The sequence below is a fragment of the Streptomyces sp. TS71-3 genome (genome assembly GCF_018327685.1).
GTDB lineage: Bacteria > Actinomycetota > Actinomycetes > Streptomycetales > Streptomycetaceae > Streptomyces.
The window spans coordinates 507,450-524,612 of sequence record NZ_BNEL01000001.1; the positions used below are offsets into that span (position 1 = coordinate 507,450).

The 17,163-nt window shown below is 69.9% G+C and carries 14 protein-coding genes; all 14 read left to right on the forward strand.

Going from position 1 to position 17,163, the window contains the following annotated elements:
• Positions 1 to 816: 816 nt before the first annotated feature.
• The 14 genes from Sm713_RS02215 to nuoN all read left to right on the forward strand — a co-directional run bounded on the left by Sm713_RS02215 (position 817) and on the right by nuoN (position 16,916).
• Complete coding sequence (locus Sm713_RS02215) at positions 817 to 1,176, forward strand: NADH-quinone oxidoreductase subunit A (RefSeq protein ID WP_212908021.1); 360 nt, start codon at positions 817 to 819, stop codon at positions 1,174 to 1,176.
• Between the two features lie 75 nt (positions 1,177 to 1,251).
• Positions 1,252 to 1,806: an NADH-quinone oxidoreductase subunit B family protein gene (locus tag Sm713_RS02220; protein ID WP_212908022.1), complete on the forward strand. Its 555-nt coding sequence runs from the start codon at positions 1,252 to 1,254 to the stop codon at positions 1,804 to 1,806.
• Positions 1,803 to 2,537, forward strand: a complete 735-nt coding sequence (locus tag Sm713_RS02225) for an NADH-quinone oxidoreductase subunit C (protein ID WP_212908023.1) — start codon at positions 1,803 to 1,805, stop codon at positions 2,535 to 2,537. Before Sm713_RS02220 ends, Sm713_RS02225 begins: the two co-directional genes overlap by 4 nt.
• Entirely contained in the window at positions 2,534 to 3,856 is a 1,323-nt protein-coding gene (locus Sm713_RS02230) for an NADH-quinone oxidoreductase subunit D (RefSeq protein ID WP_212908024.1), read from the forward strand. The genes Sm713_RS02225 and Sm713_RS02230 overlap by 4 nt, the downstream gene beginning before the upstream one ends.
• A 17-nt stretch (positions 3,857 to 3,873) precedes the next feature.
• Positions 3,874 to 4,689, forward strand: coding sequence for an NADH-quinone oxidoreductase subunit NuoE (gene nuoE, locus Sm713_RS02235; protein WP_212911716.1), 816 nt, complete (start codon positions 3,874 to 3,876; stop codon positions 4,687 to 4,689).
• Positions 4,689 to 6,092, forward strand: coding sequence for an NADH-quinone oxidoreductase subunit NuoF (gene nuoF / locus Sm713_RS02240; RefSeq protein WP_249416038.1), 1,404 nt, complete (start codon positions 4,689 to 4,691; stop codon positions 6,090 to 6,092). The genes nuoE and nuoF overlap by 1 nt, the downstream gene beginning before the upstream one ends.
• Positions 6,089 to 8,599 (forward strand): NADH-quinone oxidoreductase subunit G, encoded by a 2,511-nt coding sequence (locus tag Sm713_RS02245; protein WP_212908025.1) that lies wholly within the window; start codon positions 6,089 to 6,091, stop codon positions 8,597 to 8,599. The genes nuoF and Sm713_RS02245 overlap by 4 nt, the downstream gene beginning before the upstream one ends.
• Positions 8,596 to 9,990: an NADH-quinone oxidoreductase subunit NuoH gene (gene nuoH, locus Sm713_RS02250; protein ID WP_212908026.1), complete on the forward strand. Its 1,395-nt coding sequence runs from the start codon at positions 8,596 to 8,598 to the stop codon at positions 9,988 to 9,990. Before Sm713_RS02245 ends, nuoH begins: the two co-directional genes overlap by 4 nt.
• On the forward strand, positions 9,983 to 10,648 hold the full coding sequence (nuoI, locus tag Sm713_RS02255) for an NADH-quinone oxidoreductase subunit NuoI (protein ID WP_212908027.1): 666 nt from the start codon (positions 9,983 to 9,985) through the stop codon (positions 10,646 to 10,648). The genes nuoH and nuoI overlap by 8 nt, the downstream gene beginning before the upstream one ends.
• Positions 10,645 to 11,463 carry an NADH-quinone oxidoreductase subunit J gene (locus Sm713_RS02260; RefSeq protein ID WP_212911718.1) on the forward strand — a complete coding sequence of 273 codons (819 nt, stop codon included), beginning with the start codon at positions 10,645 to 10,647 and terminating at the stop codon, positions 11,461 to 11,463. The genes nuoI and Sm713_RS02260 overlap by 4 nt, the downstream gene beginning before the upstream one ends.
• Entirely contained in the window at positions 11,460 to 11,759 is a 300-nt protein-coding gene (gene nuoK, locus Sm713_RS02265; protein ID WP_212908028.1) for an NADH-quinone oxidoreductase subunit NuoK, read from the forward strand. Before Sm713_RS02260 ends, nuoK begins: the two co-directional genes overlap by 4 nt.
• A 14-nt stretch (positions 11,760 to 11,773) precedes the next feature.
• On the forward strand, positions 11,774 to 13,669 hold the full coding sequence (gene nuoL / locus Sm713_RS02270) for an NADH-quinone oxidoreductase subunit L (protein ID WP_212908029.1): 1,896 nt from the start codon (positions 11,774 to 11,776) through the stop codon (positions 13,667 to 13,669).
• Positions 13,670 to 13,674: 5 nt separating this feature from the next.
• Complete coding sequence (locus tag Sm713_RS02275; protein ID WP_212908030.1) at positions 13,675 to 15,270, forward strand: NADH-quinone oxidoreductase subunit M; 1,596 nt, start codon at positions 13,675 to 13,677, stop codon at positions 15,268 to 15,270.
• Positions 15,267 to 16,916, forward strand: a complete 1,650-nt coding sequence (gene nuoN / locus Sm713_RS02280; protein WP_212908031.1) for an NADH-quinone oxidoreductase subunit NuoN — start codon at positions 15,267 to 15,269, stop codon at positions 16,914 to 16,916. Before Sm713_RS02275 ends, nuoN begins: the two co-directional genes overlap by 4 nt.
• The last annotated feature ends 247 nt before the right edge of the window (positions 16,917 to 17,163 follow it).

Genomic DNA, 17,163 nt, shown 5'->3' on the forward strand with positions numbered 1-17,163 from the left:
ATAAAGGGCCGCAGCGTCGCAAAGGGGGGCGTTCGCCCCTCCGCCCCTCCGGTCCCGCCGGCTCCGTTCGCTTCGGTTCGCCGGCTGTCGTCGCTCTGACCCGCCGGCTCCGTCCCTCCGGCCCACCGACCCTCGGACCCGTCGACCGGAGTGCCCTCCGGCCCACCCGCCGCGCGACGGAACCCCGCACCGAGGGCCATACCACGCGCCCGTTACGTGAACATGACGCATTCCTCACGTGAACGGGAGCACACGCCCAGACCCGGACGCAGCGTCCCTCTCGCACCACTTCCCCCGTTCCCTCGCTCTCGGGTGCACTCGTCTCCTCTCCTCCCGTCTCCTCCCTTCTGCGCCCCTCTCCGTATGAACCAGCCCTTTATCAGGCAGTTCAGTCCAGCGCGAATTTGCGCCAAGACGCGCTGCCTTGATAAGGGGCTCCGGCTTTGATCAGCGGAAACGCGGAAAAATGTCACCTCGGGTGACCGTCGCGCCGCTTCTCGTGTGAAGATCACGGCTGTTCCGGCTTCATGATCGTTCGTCAGGTGGTGGAGATCACAAGGGCGATGCGTGACCCCGTGTCGCAGATCACAGACCGGCGGGCATAAGATGCGAGGCAGTCGGGCTTGTGACCTGCTTCACATGAACACGATCTTCGTGGACTCCGTGAAGGAGCGGTGGGGTCCCGGATCGCCGGAACGGCGGCCGATCGCTGGATGGATCGGCCGGTCGGGACCGGTGTCCGAGGTGCCTCCCGCACGGGGGAGCGGGCTCGACACCGCCGTAGGAGTCAGCGCCGACTGAGAGGAGCGAGGAGCGGTGAACGCGTACGCGCCCATCCTCGTACTGGGAGCCCTCGGGGCAGCTTTTGCGATCTTCTCCGTGGTGATGGCCACGCTTATCGGTCCAAAGCGGTACAACCGAGCCAAGCTCGAAGCCTATGAGTGCGGTATCGAGCCGACGCCGACACCGGCGGGCGGCGGGCGGTTCCCGATCAAGTACTACCTGACGGCGATGCTCTTCATCGTCTTCGACATCGAGATCGTCTTTCTCTACCCCTGGGCCGTCACCTTCGACTCCCTGGGGCTGTTCGGGCTCGTCGAGATGCTGCTCTTCGTGCTCACCGTCTTCGTCGCCTACGCATACGTGTGGCGGCGCGGCGGCCTGGAATGGGACTGAGAAGCGTCAGACCGCGCAACGACCACGCGACCGCGTGAACGACCACGCGAGGGAACAGAGGGGCTTGAGGGGCCTATGGGACTCGAAGAGAAACTGCCGAGCGGGTTTCTGCTGACCACCGTCGAGCAGGCCGCGGGCTGGGTGCGGAAGTCCTCCGTCTTCCCCGCGACATTCGGCCTCGCCTGCTGCGCCATCGAGATGATGACGACCGGCGCCGGGCGCTATGACCTGGCGCGCTTCGGCATGGAGGTCTTCCGCGGCTCTCCGCGGCAGGCGGACCTGATGATCGTGGCGGGCCGGGTGAGCCAGAAGATGGCGCCGGTGCTGCGGCAGGTCTACGACCAGATGCCGAACCCCAAGTGGGTCATCTCGATGGGCGTCTGCGCGTCCTCCGGCGGGATGTTCAACAACTACGCGATCGTGCAGGGCGTCGACCACGTCGTTCCGGTGGACATCTACCTGCCCGGCTGCCCCCCGCGGCCCGAGATGCTGATGGACAGCATCCTGAAGCTCCATCAGAAGATCCAGACCTCGAAGCTCGGCGTGAACGCCGAGGAGGCCGCCCGCGAGGCGGAGGAGGCGGCCCTCAAGGCGCTTCCCACGATCGAGATGAAGGGGCTGCTGCGGTGAGCGAGCAGAACGGAACCAACCCCGAACAGGACCTGAACAGCCAGAACCTGCCCGGCCAGCGCGGCGAGCAGGGCGAGGAGATCCGGGTCCAGCGCGGCATGTTCGGGGCCAACAACGGCGGCGACACCAGCGGCTACGGCGGCCTGGTGCGCTCCATCCGGCTGCCCGGGGCCGCGTCACGGCCCTACGGCGGATGGTTCGACGAGGTGGCCGACGAGCTGGAGGGCGCCCTGGAGGAGCAGGACCTCCTCCCGGAGAACGCCATCGAGAAGACCGTCGTCGACCGCGGCGAGATGACCTTCCACGTCGCGCGCGAGCACCTGGTGCGGGTGGCGAAGACCCTGCGTGACGACCCGGCGCTCCGCTTCGAGCTGTGCACCGGCGTCAGCGGCGTCCACTACCCGAGCGACAAGGGCCGCGAGCTGCACGCCGTCTACCACATGCGCTCAATTACCCACAATCGCCTGATCCGCCTCGAAGTCAGCGCCCCGGACAGCGACCCGCACATCCCCTCGCTGGTCTCCGTGTATCCGACGAACGACTGGCACGAGCGCGAGACGTACGACTTCTTCGGCATCGTCTTCGACGGTCACCCGGCGCTGACGCGGATCATGATGCCGGACGACTGGCAGGGCTTCCCGCAGCGCAAGGACTACCCGCTCGGCGGCATCGCCGTCGAGTACAAGGGCGCCCAGATCCCGGCTCCGGACCAGCGGAGGTCGTACTCATGACGACGCAGTCAGCATCGGCACGCGAAACCACGGAAGGCACCGTCTACACGGTCACCGGCGGGGACTGGGACGAGGTCGTCGAGGCCGCCGCCAAGGCCGACGACGAGCGCATCGTGGTCAACATGGGCCCCCAGCACCCGTCCACGCACGGCGTGCTCCGGCTCATCCTGGAGATCGACGGCGAGACGGTCACCGAGGCCCGCTGCGGCATCGGCTACCTGCACACCGGCATCGAGAAGAACCTTGAGTTCCGCACCTGGACGCAGGGCACCACGTTCGTCACCCGGATGGATTACCTCACGCCGTTCTTCAACGAGGCGGCGTACTGCCTGGGCGTGGAGAAGCTGCTCGGCATCGAGGCCGAGGTGCCGGACCGGGCGAACATCATCCGCGTGATGCTCATGGAGCTCAACCGCCTCTCCTCGCACCTGGTCGCCATCGCCACCGGCGGTATGGAGCTCGGCGCCACCACGATCATGATCTACGGATTCCGTGATCGTGAACTCATTCTCGACCTCTACGAGCTCATCACCGGCCTGCGGATGAACCACGCGTACATCCGTCCCGGCGGCCTCTCCCAGGACCTGCCGCCGGGCGCGGTGGACCAGGTGCGCGAGTTCGTGAAGACGATGCGCAAGAACCTCCCGGAGTACGACAAGCTCGCCACCGGGAACCCGATCTTCAAGGCCCGGATGCAGGACGTCGGCTACCTCGACCTCACCGGCTGCATGGCGCTCGGCGCGACCGGCCCGATCCTGCGCTCCGCGGGCCTGCCGCACGACCTGCGCAAGGCGCAGCCCTACTGCGGCTACGAGAGCTACGACTTCGACATCCCGACCACCGACACCTGCGACTCCTACGGGCGCTTCCTCATCCGCCTGGAGGAGATGCGCCAGTCGCTGAACATCGTCGAGCAGTGCCTCGACCGGCTGGAGCCGGGCCCGGTGATGGTCGGCGACAAGAAGATCGCCTGGCCCGCCCAGCTCGCCCTGGGCCCGGACGGCCTCGGCAACTCCCTCGACCACATCAAGCAGATCATGGGCACCTCCATGGAGTCCCTGATCCACCACTTCAAGCTGGTGACCGAGGGCTTCAGGGTCCCGCCCGGGCAGGCCTACGCGGCCGTCGAGTCCGCCAAGGGCGAGCTCGGCGCCCACGTGGTCTCCGACGGCGGCACCCGCCCCTTCCGGGTCCACTTCCGCGACCCGTCCTTCACCAACCTTCAGGCGATGGCCGCGATGTGCGAGGGCGGCCAGGTCGCCGACGTCATCGTCGCCGTCGCGTCCATCGACCCCGTGATGGGAGGCGTCGACCGGTGACGGACGTCAGCCTGGGCATGCCCCAACTGCCCGCCCCCGCCTACCCGGCCGACGTGCGCGCCCGTCTCGAAGCGGACGCGAAGGACGTCATCGGCCGCTACCCGGGCTCCCGCTCCGCGCTGCTGCCGCTGCTGCACCTGGTGCAGTCCGAGGAGGGCTACGTCACCCGCACCGGCGTGCAGTTCTGCGCCGAGCTGCTGGACCTGACCACCGCCGAGGTCACCGCCGTCGCCACCTTCTACACCATGTACCGGCGCAAGCCGGGCGGCGAGTACCACGTGGGCGTCTGCACCAACACCCTGTGCGCGGTGATGGGCGGCGACGCGATCTTCTCCGCCCTCCAGGAGCACCTGGGCGTCGGCAACGGCGAGACCACCGAGGACGGCAAGGTCACGCTGGAGCACATCGAGTGCAACGCCGCCTGCGACTTCGCGCCGGTGCTGATGGTGAACTGGGAGTTCTTCGACAACCAGACCATCGAGTCCGCCAAGCGCCTCGTCGACGACCTGCGCGCCGGCGCCGACGTCGAGCCCACCCGGGGCGCCCCCCTGTGCGGCTTCCGGGAGACCTCCCGGATCCTCGCGGGCTTCCCCGACGAGCGCCCCGGAGCCGTCGACGCGACCGGCGGCGCGGGCCCCGCGTCGCTGATCGGGCTGCGCCTGTCCCGCGGTGAGAGCGCCGCCGCCGCGCGCGTGGTGCACCCCCGCGGCGCGGCGCCCACCGCCGCCCCGGCCGCCGGAGCCGAGCACCTCAGCTCTCATGACGCACCGCAGCAGACCTCGGCCTCCGACCCCGAGCACCCTGCCGGACCGGTCACCGAGGAGGGGGAGTGATGACCACCACAGCCGAGAACCCGGAGAACGGGGCCGCCGCGCAGGAGTCCGGTTCCGGGACCCACGCGGAGAGCAACCCGGAGAAGCTGCTGGCGCCGGTGCTGTCGGCCTTCTGGGACGAGGAGAAGTCCTGGACGCTCGACACCTACCGGCGGCACGACGGCTACGAGGGCCTGCGCAAGGCCCTCGCCATGGAGCCGGACGACATCATCGCCTACGTCAAGGAGTCCGGCCTGCGCGGCCGTGGCGGCGCGGGCTTCCCGACGGGCATGAAGTGGCAGTTCATCCCGCAGGGCGACGGCAAGCCGCACTACCTCGTCGTCAACGCGGACGAGTCGGAGCCGGGGACCTGCAAGGACATCCCGCTCCTCTTCGCGAACCCGCACTCCCTCATCGAGGGAATCGTGATCGCCTGCTACGCGATCCGCTCCGAGCACGCCTTCATCTACCTGCGCGGCGAGGTCGTCCCCGTGCTCCGGCGGCTGCACGAGGCCGTCCGCGAGGCGTACGCGGCCGGGTACCTCGGGAAGAACGTCCTCGGCAGCGGACTCAACCTGGAACTCACCGTGCACGCGGGCGCGGGCGCGTACATCTGCGGTGAGGAGACCGCGCTTCTCGACTCCCTCGAAGGCCGCCGCGGCCAGCCGCGACTGCGTCCTCCCTTCCCTGCCGTCGCGGGCCTCTACGCGTGCCCCACTGTCGTGAACAACGTCGAGTCCATCGCTTCCGTTCCCGCGATCCTGAACAAGGGCAAGGAATGGTTCAGGTCGATGGGAAGCGAGAAGTCCCCGGGCTTCACGCTGTACTCCCTCAGCGGCCACGTCGCGAGCCCCGGCCAGTACGAGGGCCCGCTCGGCATCACGCTGCGCCAGCTCCTGGAGATGAGCGGCGGGATCCGCCCCGGCCACCGGCTGAAGTTCTGGACTCCCGGCGGCTCCTCCACGCCGCTGCTCACCGAGGAGCACCTGGACGTCCCGCTGGACTACGAGGGCGTGGGCGCCGCCGGCTCCATGCTCGGCACGAAGGCGCTCCAGTGCTTCGACGAGACCACCTGCGTCGTGCGCGCCGTGACCCGCTGGACGGAGTTCTACGCCCACGAGTCCTGCGGCAAGTGCACGCCGTGCCGTGAGGGCACCTACTGGCTCGTCCAGCTGCTGCGGGACATCGAGGCGGGCAAGGGCGCCATGAGCGACCTCGACAAGCTCGCCGACATCGCCGACAACATCAACGGCAAGTCCTTCTGCGCCCTCGGCGACGGCGCCGCCTCGCCGATCTTCTCGTCGCTCAAGTACTTCCGCGCCGAGTACGAGGAGCACATCACCGGCAGGGGCTGCCCGTTCGACCCGGCACGGTCGACCGTCTGGGCGGACGGCCCCATCGACACCACGGAGGTGAACGCATGACGGTAACCACTGGCGCTCCCTCCGGGGGCTCGGAGGCTGCCACCCCACCCGAGGATCTCGTCTCGCTGACCATCGACGGCGTCGAGATCAGCGTGCCCAAGGGCACTCTGGTCATCCGGGCCGCGGAACTGCTCGGGATCGAGATCCCCCGGTTCTGCGACCACCCGCTGCTCGACCCGGCCGGCGCCTGCCGGCAGTGCATCGTCGAGGTCGAGGGCCAGCGCAAGCCCATGGCGTCGTGCACCATCACCTGCACCGACGGCATGGTCGTCAAGACGCAGGTGACGTCGGCGGTCGCGGAGAAGGCCCAGCGGGGCGTGATGGAGCTGCTGCTCATCAACCACCCGCTGGACTGCCCGGTCTGCGACAAGGGCGGCGAGTGCCCGCTCCAGAACCAGGCGATGTCGGTGGGCGACCCCAGCTCCCGCTTCGAGGGCACCAAGCGCACCTTCGAGAAGCCCCTCCCGATCTCCACGCAGGTGCTGCTGGACCGCGAGCGCTGCGTGCTGTGCGCCCGCTGCACCCGGTTCTCCAACCAGATCGCGGGCGACCCGATGATCGAGCTGCTCGATCGCGGCGCGCTCCAGCAGGTCGGCACGGGCGAGGGCGACCCGTTCGAGTCGTACTTCTCCGGCAACACCATCCAGATCTGCCCGGTCGGCGCGCTCACCTCGGCGGCCTACCGGTTCCGCTCCCGCCCGTTCGACCTGGTGTCCTCGCCGAGCGTGTGCGAGCACTGCGCGGGCGGCTGCGCGACGCGCACCGACCACCGGCGCGGCAAGGTCATGCGGCGGCTCGCCGCCAACGACCCGGAGGTCAACGAGGAGTGGCTGTGCGACAAGGGCCGCTTCGCCTTCCGCTACGCGCAGCGCCCCGAGCGGCTCACGGAGCCGATGGTGCGCGACGCCGAGACCGGTGAGCTCCAGGTCGCGAGCTGGCCGCAGGCGCTGGAGGCCGCGGCGAAGGGCCTGGCCGCCGCGCGCGGCAGGGCCGGGGTCCTCACCGGTGGCCGGCTGACCGTGGAGGACGCCTACGCGTACAGCAAGTTCGCGCGCGTGGCGCTCGACACCAACGACATCGACTTCCGCGCGCGCGTGCACAGCGCCGAGGAGGCCGACTTCCTCGCCGCACGCGTGGCGGGGCGCGGCAGGGACCTGGACGGCACCGGCGTCACGTACGCCGCCCTGGAGAAGGCGCCCGCGGTGCTGCTCGTCGGCCTGGAGGCCGAGGAGGAGGCGCCCGGCGTCTTCCTGAGGCTGCGCAAGGCCTGGCGGGGGCACGGCCAGCGCACCTTCGCGGTGGCCAGCCACGGCACCCGGGGCCTCGAAAAGGCCGGCGGCACGCTGCTCGCGGCCGCCCCGGGCACCGAGACCGAGTGGCTCGACGCCCTCGCCAGCGGCGTCGGCCTCCACGACGACGGGGCGAGGGCGGCCGAGGCGCTGCACGCGGACGGCGCGGTCATCGCCGTCGGCGAGCGGCTCGCCGGAGTGCAGGGCGCCCTCACCGCCGTCGTACGGGCCGCGACCGCGACCGGCGCCCGGCTGGTGTGGATCCCGCGCCGGGCCGGGGAGCGCGGCGCGATCGAGGCGGGCGCGCTGCCCACGCTGCTGCCCGGCGGCCGCCCGGCCACCGACCCGGGGGCACGCGAGGAGGTCGCCGCCGCCTGGGGCGTCGCCGAACTGCCGCACCACTTCGGACGCGACACGGCCCAGATCGTCGAGGCCGCCGCCGGCGGCGTGCTCGGCGCACTGCTCGTCGCGGGCGTCGAGGTCGCCGACCTGCCCGACCCCGAGGCCGCGCGCGCCGCGCTCGACGCGGCCGGCTTCGTGGTGGCGCTCGAACAGCGGCCCAGCGAGGTCACCGAGCGGGCGGACGTCGTCTTCCCGGTGGCCGCGGTCGCCGAGAAGGCCGGCACCTTCCTCAACTGGGAAGGCCGCGGACGGCCCTTCGAGGCCGCCCTGAAGCCCGACCAGATGACCCGCCGGCCGTCCCCCGCCGACCTGCGCGTGCTGCACATGCTGGCGGACGCCATGGACGTCCACCTCGGCCTGCCGGACGTGCGCACCGCGCGCGCGGAGCTCACGCGGCTCGGCACCTGGGAGGGACCGCGGGCCCCCGAGCCCGTGGGGACCCAGGCCACGCTGCCCCGCCCCGGCACCGGGGAGGCGCTGCTCGCCGGCCACCGGATGCTGCTCGACCAGGGCCTCCTCCAGGACGGCGACGAGGCCCTCGCGGGCACCCGGCACGCCGCCCCCGCCCGGCTCTCCGCGGCCACCGCGGCCGAGGCCGGCGTCAAGGACGGCGACGTGCTCGCCGTCACCGGCCCCGCCGGCGCCGTGGAACTCCCGCTGCACATCACGCAGATGCCGGACCGCGTCGTCTGGCTGCCGCTGAACTCCACCGGCTCCGGGATCGCCGCCGACACCGGCGCGCACCCCGGTGAACTCGTCCGTATCGGCCCGGCCGTGGCGCCGGTGTCCCAGGAGGTCACGGAGGTGACGTCATGACGCCCCAGGTGCTGGCGCCGCTCGCTGTGGAGGACCTGTCGGCCTTCGGCCGCGACCCGTGGTGGCTGATCGCCATCAAGGCGGTGTTCTGCTTCGCCTTCATGATGGTGACGGTGCTGTTCTCCATCGTCTGGGAGCGCAAGGTCGTCGCCTGGATGCAGCGGCGCATCGGCCCCAACCGGCACGGCCCCTGGGGCATGCTCCAGTCGCTCGCCGACGGCGTGAAGCTGATGCTCAAGGAGGATGTCGTCGTCAAGCGCGCGGACAAGGTGGTCTACGTCCTCGCGCCGATCATCGCGGCGGTCCCGGCCTTCATGGCGGTCGCGGTGATCCCGTTCGGTCCCTCCAACGAGGTCTCCGTCTTCGGGCACCGCACCGCGATGCAGCTCACCGACCTGCCGATCGCGATGCTGTACATCCTGGCGGTGGCCTCCGTCGGCATCTACGGCATCGTGCTCGCCGGCTGGTCCTCCGGGTCGACGTACCCGCTGCTCGGCGGCCTGCGCTCGTGCGCCCAGATGATCTCCTACGAGATCGCCATGGGCGCCGCGTTCGCCTCGGTCTTCCTGTACTCGGGCTCGATGTCGACCTCGCAGATCGTGGAGCAGCAGCACGACCGCTGGTACATCCTGCTGCTGCCGGTCTCGTTCCTGATCTACATCGTGACGATGGTCGGCGAGACCAACCGCGCCCCCTTCGACATGCCGGAGTCCGAGGGCGACCTCGTCGGCGGCTTCAACACCGAGTACTCGTCCATCAAGTTCGCGATGTTCATGCTGGCCGAGTACATCAACATGGTGACCGTCTCCGCGGTGTCCACCACGCTCTTCCTGGGCGGCTGGCGGGCCCCGTGGCCCATCAGCACGTTCTGGGCGGAGGCGAACCACGACTGGTGGCCGCTGCTCTGGTTCGTCATCAAGGTGCAGCTGCTGCTGTTCTTCTTCATCTGGCTGCGCGGCACCCTGCCACGGGTCCGCTACGACCAGCTCATGAAGCTCGGCTGGAAGGTCCTGATCCCGGTCTCGGTGGTCTGGCTGATGCTCGTCGCCACGGTGCGCACGCTGCGGAACGAGAACTACGACTTCTCGCGCATCGTGCTGTACGTGGCGGGCGCCGTCCTCGCGGTGCTGCTGCTCTCCTTCGTCGTGGACCTCTTCCGCGGCAAGGCCCGCGAGAGCGACGCCGATCAGGAGCCGGTGGCCTTCGACCCGATGGCGGGCGGCTTCCCCGTGCCGCCGCTGCCCGGCCAGAGCCTGCCGTCCGTACCGCGGCGCCGGCCCCGCTGGGACGAGCGCGAGTTGATTGCCAGCGGTGCCACCGGCAGTGCCAGTCCCGGGGGCGACCCCCGGACCCCCGATGCCAGTGACGGAAAGGAGGCGTCCGATGGCTGAGCGACCCCGTAAGCAGATCGAGTCCGGGAAGCCCAGTGAGTCCAAGGAGGGATTCCAGAACCCGGTGGCGGGCTTCGGCGTGACCTTCAAGGCCATGTTCAAGAAGCGGCTCACCGAGCAGTACCCGGAGCAGAAGAAGGTCACGGCGCCCCGCTTCCACGGCCGGCACCAGCTCAACCGCCACCCGGACGGTCTTGAGAAGTGCGTCGGCTGCGAGCTGTGCGCCTGGGCCTGCCCGGCGGACGCCATCTACGTGGAGGGCGCGGACAACACCGACGAGGAGCGCTACTCCCCGGGCGAGCGGTACGGCCGCGTCTACCAGATCAACTACGCCCGCTGCATCCTGTGCGGCCTGTGCATCGAGGCGTGCCCCACGCGCGCGTTGACGATGACGAACGAGTTCGAGCTCGCCGACAGCAGCCGCGAGAACCTGATCTACACCAAGGAGCAGCTGCTCGCCGGCCTGGAAGAGGGCATGGTCGACAGCCCGCACGCCATCTTCCCGGGCACCGACGAGCAGGACTACTACCGCGGCCTGGTCACCCACGCCGCGCCGGGCACGGAGCAGCAGGTCGCGGTCTCCAGGGGCGAGGGCCCGCAGGAGGCCGCCTCCGACTTCGGCCCAGGCGAACCGGCCTCCGAGAAGGTGATCGGCTGATGTCGGAACTCGCCGCCTACACCACCTCCACCGGCGAGGCCATCCAGTTCTGGGTGCTGGCCGTGGTCGCGGTGATCGGCGCCCTGTGCACGATCCTGATGCACAAGGCGGTGCACAGCGCGCTCTGCCTGGCCGGGACGATGATCATCCTCGCGGTGTTCTACCTGGCCAACGGCGCCTACTTCCTGGGCATCGTGCAGATCGTGGTCTACACGGGCGCGATCATGATGCTCTTCCTCTTCGTGGTGATGCTGGTCGGCGTCACGGCCGCGGACTCCCTGACGGAGACCATCAAGGGCCAGCGCTGGCTGGCCGCGCTCTGCGGGATCGGCTTCGGCGTCCTGCTGATCGCCGGCATCGGGCACGCCTCCCTCAAGGACTTCGCGGGCGCCGGCAAGGCCAACGCCGGCGGCAACGTCGAGGGCCTCGCCGCGCTGATCTTCACCAAGTACGTGTTCGCGTTCGAGATCACCGGCGCGCTGCTGATCACGGCGGCCGTCGGCGCCATGGTGCTCACCCACCGGGAGCGCACCGAGCGCGCGAAGACCCAGCGCGAGCTCGCCGAGCAGCGGGTGCGCGACGGCAAGCACCTCCCGCCGCTCCCGGCCCCCGGCGTCTACGCCCGGCACAACGCCGTGGACATCGCCGGCCTGCTGCCGGACGGCACGCCGTCGGAGCTCACCGTCAACAAGACCCTGCGTGCCCGGGGCCAGATCCGCGACGTCTCCCAGGAGGCCCTGGGCGACCTCAAGGCGCTGGAGCAGCGTTCCGCCGACCGCCTGGAGCGGGCCGGAACCGAGGAGGCGTCCAAGTGAATCCGGTCTACTACCTCTACCTCGCGGCACTGCTGTTCACGATCGGCGCCACCGGCGTGCTCATCAGGCGCAACGCCATCGTGGTGTTCATGTGCATCGAGCTGATGCTCAATGCCTGCAACCTCGCGTTCGTGGTCTTCTCCCGGCTGCACGGCAACCTCGACGGCCAGATCATCGCGTTCTTCACGATGGTCGTGGCCGCCGCGGAGGTCGTGGTCGGGCTGGCGATCATCGTGTCGCTGTTCCGTTCCCGCCACTCGGCCTCGGTCGACGACGCCAGCCTGATGAAGCTGTAAGGGGTCGGTCAAACGTGCAGAACCTGATTGCGCTGCTCATCGCAGCGCCCTTGCTGGGAGCGGCCGTCCTGCTGTGCGGCGGGCGGCGGCTGGAGCGGGTCGGTCATCTGATCGGCACCCTGCTGGCCGGTGTCTCCTTCGTCATCGGCGTGGTGCTCTTCTCCGGCCTGCTGGGCAAGTCCCCCGACGACCGGTCGCTCCACCAGCACCTCTTCAGCTGGGTGCCGGTGGGCGGTTTCCACGCGGACGTCGCCTTCCAGCTCGACCAGCTGTCGATGACGTTCGTGCTGCTGATCTCCGGTGTGGGCACCCTGATCCACATCTACTCGATCGGGTACATGGAGCACGACGAGCGGCGCCGCCGCTTCTTCGGCTACCTGAACCTGTTCCTGGCGGCCATGCTCCTGCTGGTCCTCGCCGACAACTACCTGCTGCTGTACGTCGGCTGGGAGGGCGTGGGCCTCGCCTCGTACCTGCTGATCGGCTTCTGGCAGCACAAGCCCAGCGCCGCCACCGCCGCGAAGAAGGCGTTCCTGGTCAACCGCGTCGGCGACATGGGCCTGTCGATCGCCATCATGCTGATGTTCACCACCTTCGGCACCTTCGCCTTCGGCCCGGTGCTGGGCTCGGTGGACGACACGGGCGAGGGCAAGCTGACGGCCATCGGCCTGATGCTGCTGCTCGCCGCGTGCGGCAAGTCGGCCCAGGTGCCGCTGCAGTCCTGGCTCGGGGACGCGATGGAGGGCCCGACGCCCGTCTCGGCCCTGATCCACGCGGCGACGATGGTGACCGCGGGCGTCTACCTGATCGTCCGCTCCGGCGCGATCTTCAACGCCGCCCCCACCGCCCAGCTCGCCGTCACCGTGGTCGGGGCGGTCACGCTCCTCTTCGGTGCGATCGTCGGTTGCGCCAAGGACGACATCAAGAAGGCGCTGGCCGGCTCGACCATGAGCCAGATCGGGTACATGATCCTCGCCGCCGGGCTCGGCCCGATCGGCTACGTCTTCGCGATCATGCACCTGGTGACGCACGGCTTCTTCAAGGCCGGGCTGTTCCTCGGCGCCGGCTCCGTGATGCACGGCATGAACGACGAAGTGGACATGCGGAAGTTCGGCGGCCTGCGCAAGCACATGCCGGTCACCTTCGTCACGTTCGGCCTGGGCTACCTCGCCATCATCGGCTTCCCGGGCCTGTCCGGGTTCTTCTCCAAGGACAAGATCATCGAGGCGGCCTTCGCCAAGGGCGGCACGGAGGGCTGGATCCTCGGCGGTGCCGCGCTGCTGGGCGCGGCCATCACGGCGTACTACATGACCCGCGTGATGATCATGACGTTCTTCGGCGAGAAGCGCTGGGAGAAGGATGCGGCCGGCCACGAGCCGCACCCGCACGAGTCGCCCTCGTCGATGACGATCCCGATGATCGTGCTCGCCTTCGGCTCGGTCTTCGCCGGTGGCTTCTTCGGCATCGGCGACCGCTTCCTGCACTGGCTGGAACCGGTCACCGGGCACCAGGAGGGCAACTCCCCGGTCAGCGCCGGCACGGTCACCATCGCCACGATGGTCCTGCTGGTGGTCGGCGCGGGCATCGCCTACCTCCAGTACGGGCGCCGTCCGGTGCCGGCGGTCGCCCCGCGCGGCTCGCTGCTCACCCGGGCGGCCCGCCGCGACCTCCTCCAGGACGACTTCAACCACGTGGTGCTGGTCCGCGGCGGCGAGCACCTCACCCGCTCGCTGGTCTACCTCGACCACTCCCTGGTCGACGGGGTCGTCAACGGCACGGCGGCCGGCTTCGGCGGGCTCTCCGGCCGGCTGCGCAGACTGCAGAACGGCTACGCCCGCAGCTACGCGGTCTCCATGTTCGGGGGCGCGGCGATCATCGTGGCCGCGACCCTGCTGATGAGGGCGGTCTGATACCGATGTCCTTTCCTCTGCTGACAGCGACGGCGGCCCTCCCGGCCGTCGGGGCGGTGGCCACGGCCGCCGTGCCGGCCGCCAAGCGGACCGCCGCCAAGTGGCTGGCGCTGCTGTTCTCGCTCGCCACCCTGGTACTGGCCGCCATCGTGCTGGCCCGCTTCGAGCCCGGCGGCGACCGGTACCAGCTCACGGAGTCGCACTCCTGGATCAGGGCCTTCGGGGTCCGGTACGAACTGGGCGTGGACGGCATCGCGGTGGTGCTGCTCGCGCTCACGGCGCTGCTGATGCCGTTCATCATCCTGGCCGGCTGGCACGACGCCGACCCGTACGAGACGGAGAACAGGAGGTGGCGGCCGACGCAGGGCTTCTTCGCCCTGATCCTCGCCGTCGAGGCGATGGTGATCCTCTCCTTCGAGGCCACCGACGTCTTCCTCTTCTACGTCCTCTTCGAAGCCATGCTCATCCCGATGTACTTCCTCATCGGCGGCTTCGGGGACCGCGCCGCGCGCGGTTCGGGCACCGGCGGGGCGGACGGCGGCGAGGAGGCCGCCGCGGCCCAGCGCTCCTACGCCGCGGTGAAGTTCCTGCTCTACAACCTGGTCGGCGGCCTGATCATGCTGGCCGCGGTGATCGGGCTCTACGTGGTCGCGGGGAACTTCTCCCTCACCGAGATCGCCCACGCCAGGGCGAGTGGCTCGCTGCACATCGCGACCGGCACCGAGCGCTGGCTGTTCCTCGGCTTCTTCTTCGCGTTCGCGGTGAAGGCGCCGCTGTGGCCGGTGCACACCTGGCTGCCGAACGCCATGGGCGAGTCCACCGCCCCGGTCGCCGTGCTGATCACGGCGGTGGTGGACAAGGTGGGCACCTTCGCGATGCTCCGCTTCTGCCTCCAGCTCTTCCCGAACGCCAGCCGCTGGGCCACCCCGGTGATCCTGGTCCTGGCGCTGATCAGCATCGTCTACGGAGCGCTGCTGGCGGTCGGCCAGCGGGACATCAAGCGCCTGGTGGCGTACGCCTCGATCTCGCACTTCGGCTTCATCATCCTGGGCATCTTCGCGATGACCAGCCAGGGCCAGTCCGGCGCCACGCTCTACATGGTCAACCACGGCATCTCCACCGCCGCGCTGATGCTGGTCGCCGGCTTCCTGATCTCCCGCCGGGGCTCGCGGCTCATCGCGGACTACGGAGGCGTGCAGAAGGTCGCCCCGGTGCTTGCGGGCACCTTCCTGGTGGGCGGCCTCGCCACCCTCTCGCTCCCGGGCCTCGCCCCGTTCATCAGCGAGTTCCTGGTCCTGGTCGGGACCTTCACGCGCTATCCGGTGATCGGCATCATCGCCACCTTCGGCATCGTGCTGGCCGCGCTCTACACCCTCGTGCTCTACCAGCGCACGATGACGGGCCCGGTCAAAGCGGAGGTCTCCGCGATGCCCGACCTGAAGGCGCGCGAGCTGCTGGTGGTCGCCCCGCTGATCGCCCTGCTGATCTTCCTCGGCGTCTACCCGAAGCCGCTGACGAACATCGTCAACCCGGCGGTGCACCACACCATGTCCGACGTCCAGAAGAAGGACCCCAAGCCCGAGGTGGAGGCGGCCCAGTGAGTCCGACAGCCGTCCACAGCCTGTGGACAACGGCGGCCGATCCGATCACGAAGATCGACGCGCCGAAGATCGAATACGGGCAGTTGTCGCCCACCCTGATCGTTCTCGCGGCGGCGATCGTCGGGGTCCTCATCGAGGCGTTCGTGCCGCGCAGGTCGCGGTACGTCGCCCAGGTGTTCGTGTCCGTGGTCGCGTTGGCGGCGGCGTTCGCGGCGGTCATCGGCCTCGCGGCCGGCGGGTTCGCCACGACCAAGAGCCACATCGCGGCCATGGGTGCCGTCGCCGTCGACGGCCCCGCGCTGTTCCTCCAGGGCGTCATCCTGCTGACCGGCCTGATCGCCGTCTTCACCTTCGCCGAGCGCCGCCTCGACCCGGAGGCCCACGGCAACCGCGTCGACTCCTTCGCCGCACAGGCCGCGTCCGTGCCCGGCAGCGAGGGCGAGCAGGCCGCCGTGAAGGCCGGCTTCACCACCACCGAGGTCTTCCCGCTGGCGCTCTTCGCGGTCGGCGGCATGCTGGTCTTCCCAGCGGCGAACGACCTGCTGACGCTGTTCGTCGCCCTGGAGGTCTTCTCGCTGCCGCTGTACCTCCTGTGCGCCCTGGCCCGCCGCAAGCGGATCATGTCGCAGGAGGCGGCCGTCAAGTACTTCCTGCTCGGCGCCTTCGCCTCCGCGTTCACCCTCTTCGGCATCGCGCTGCTGTACGGGTACGCGGGTTCGGTGTCGTACGCGACCATCGGGCAGGTCATCGACGGCACGGTCCGCACGGTCGACCCGGCGCTCGCGGGCACCATGGGCAACGACGCGCTGCTGCTGATCGGCGGCGCGATGGTCGTGATGGGCCTGCTCTTCAAGGTCGGCGCCGTGCCGTTCCACATGTGGACGCCGGACGTCTACCAGGGCGCGCCCACCCCCGTCACCGGCTTCATGGCCGCGGCCACCAAGGTCGCCGCGTTCGGCGCGCTGCTCAGGCTGCTGTACGTCGTGCTGCCGGGGCTGCGCTGGGACTGGCGTCCCGTGATGTGGGCGGTCGCGATCGTCACCATGCTGGGCGGCGCGATCGTCGCCATCACCCAGACCGACATCAAGCGGCTGCTCGCCTACTCGTCCATCGCACACGCCGGCTTCATCCTCGCCGGTGTGATCGCCATGAACCCCGACGGCATCTCGTCGGTGCTGTTCTACCTGGCGGCGTACTCCTTCGTGACGCTGGGCGCGTTCGGCGTCGTCACGCTGGTGCGCGACGCGGGCGGCGAGGCCACGCACCTGTCCAAGTGGGCCGGGCTCGGGCGGCGTTCGCCGCTGGTGGCGGCGGTCTTCGCGGTGTTCCTGCTGGCCTTCGCGGGCATCCCGCTGACGTCCGGCTTCGCCGGGAAGTTCGCGGTGTTCAAGGCGGCGGCGGAGGGCGGCGGCACGCCCCTGGTCGTGATCGGTGTGATCTCCTCGGCGATCGCGGCGTTCTTCTACATCCGGGTGATCGTGCTGATGTTCTTCAGCGAGCCCAAGCCGGAGGGGCCGACGGTCGCCGTGCCGTCCCCCCTGACGACCACGGCGATCGCGCTCGGCGTCATCGTCACCCTGGTGCTGGGCCTCGCGCCGCAGTACTTCCTGGACCTTGCGGGGCAGGCGGGGGTGTTCGTGCGCTGAGCTGTGCGGCGGCGCACATGTAGGCCGTGGGCTCGGTCCCTTCGGGGGCCGGGCCCTCCTGCGTTCGGGGTCCTGTGGAGTGGAGGCCTCGTGCGTGCGCGGGCCACGCGCGCGCGTGCGGTTTGTCGCGCGTGCGGTTTGTGTGGGGTCCACGCGCGCGTGCGGTTCACGTGTGTGGGGGGGTGCACGCGCGCGTGGCGGGTGGTTCGACGGGCGGTGGATGCCCCGGGGTGGTGGCCGCTGCCTC

Coding starts and splice junctions, on each gene's coding strand:
- Sm713_RS02220 (WP_212908022.1), top strand. CDS start 1,252: ATGGGACTCGAAGAGAAACTGCCGAGCGGGTTTCTGCTGACCACCGTC.
- Sm713_RS02230 (WP_212908024.1), top strand. CDS start 2,534: ATGACGACGCAGTCAGCATCGGCACGCGAAACCACGGAAGGCACCGTC.
- nuoE (WP_212911716.1), top strand. CDS start 3,874: ATGCCCCAACTGCCCGCCCCCGCCTACCCGGCCGACGTGCGCGCCCGT.
- nuoF (WP_249416038.1), top strand. CDS start 4,689: ATGACCACCACAGCCGAGAACCCGGAGAACGGGGCCGCCGCGCAGGAG.
- Sm713_RS02245 (WP_212908025.1), top strand. CDS start 6,089: ATGACGGTAACCACTGGCGCTCCCTCCGGGGGCTCGGAGGCTGCCACC.
- nuoH (WP_212908026.1), top strand. CDS start 8,596: ATGACGCCCCAGGTGCTGGCGCCGCTCGCTGTGGAGGACCTGTCGGCC.
- nuoI (WP_212908027.1), top strand. CDS start 9,983: ATGGCTGAGCGACCCCGTAAGCAGATCGAGTCCGGGAAGCCCAGTGAG.
- Sm713_RS02275 (WP_212908030.1), top strand. CDS start 13,675: ATGTCCTTTCCTCTGCTGACAGCGACGGCGGCCCTCCCGGCCGTCGGG.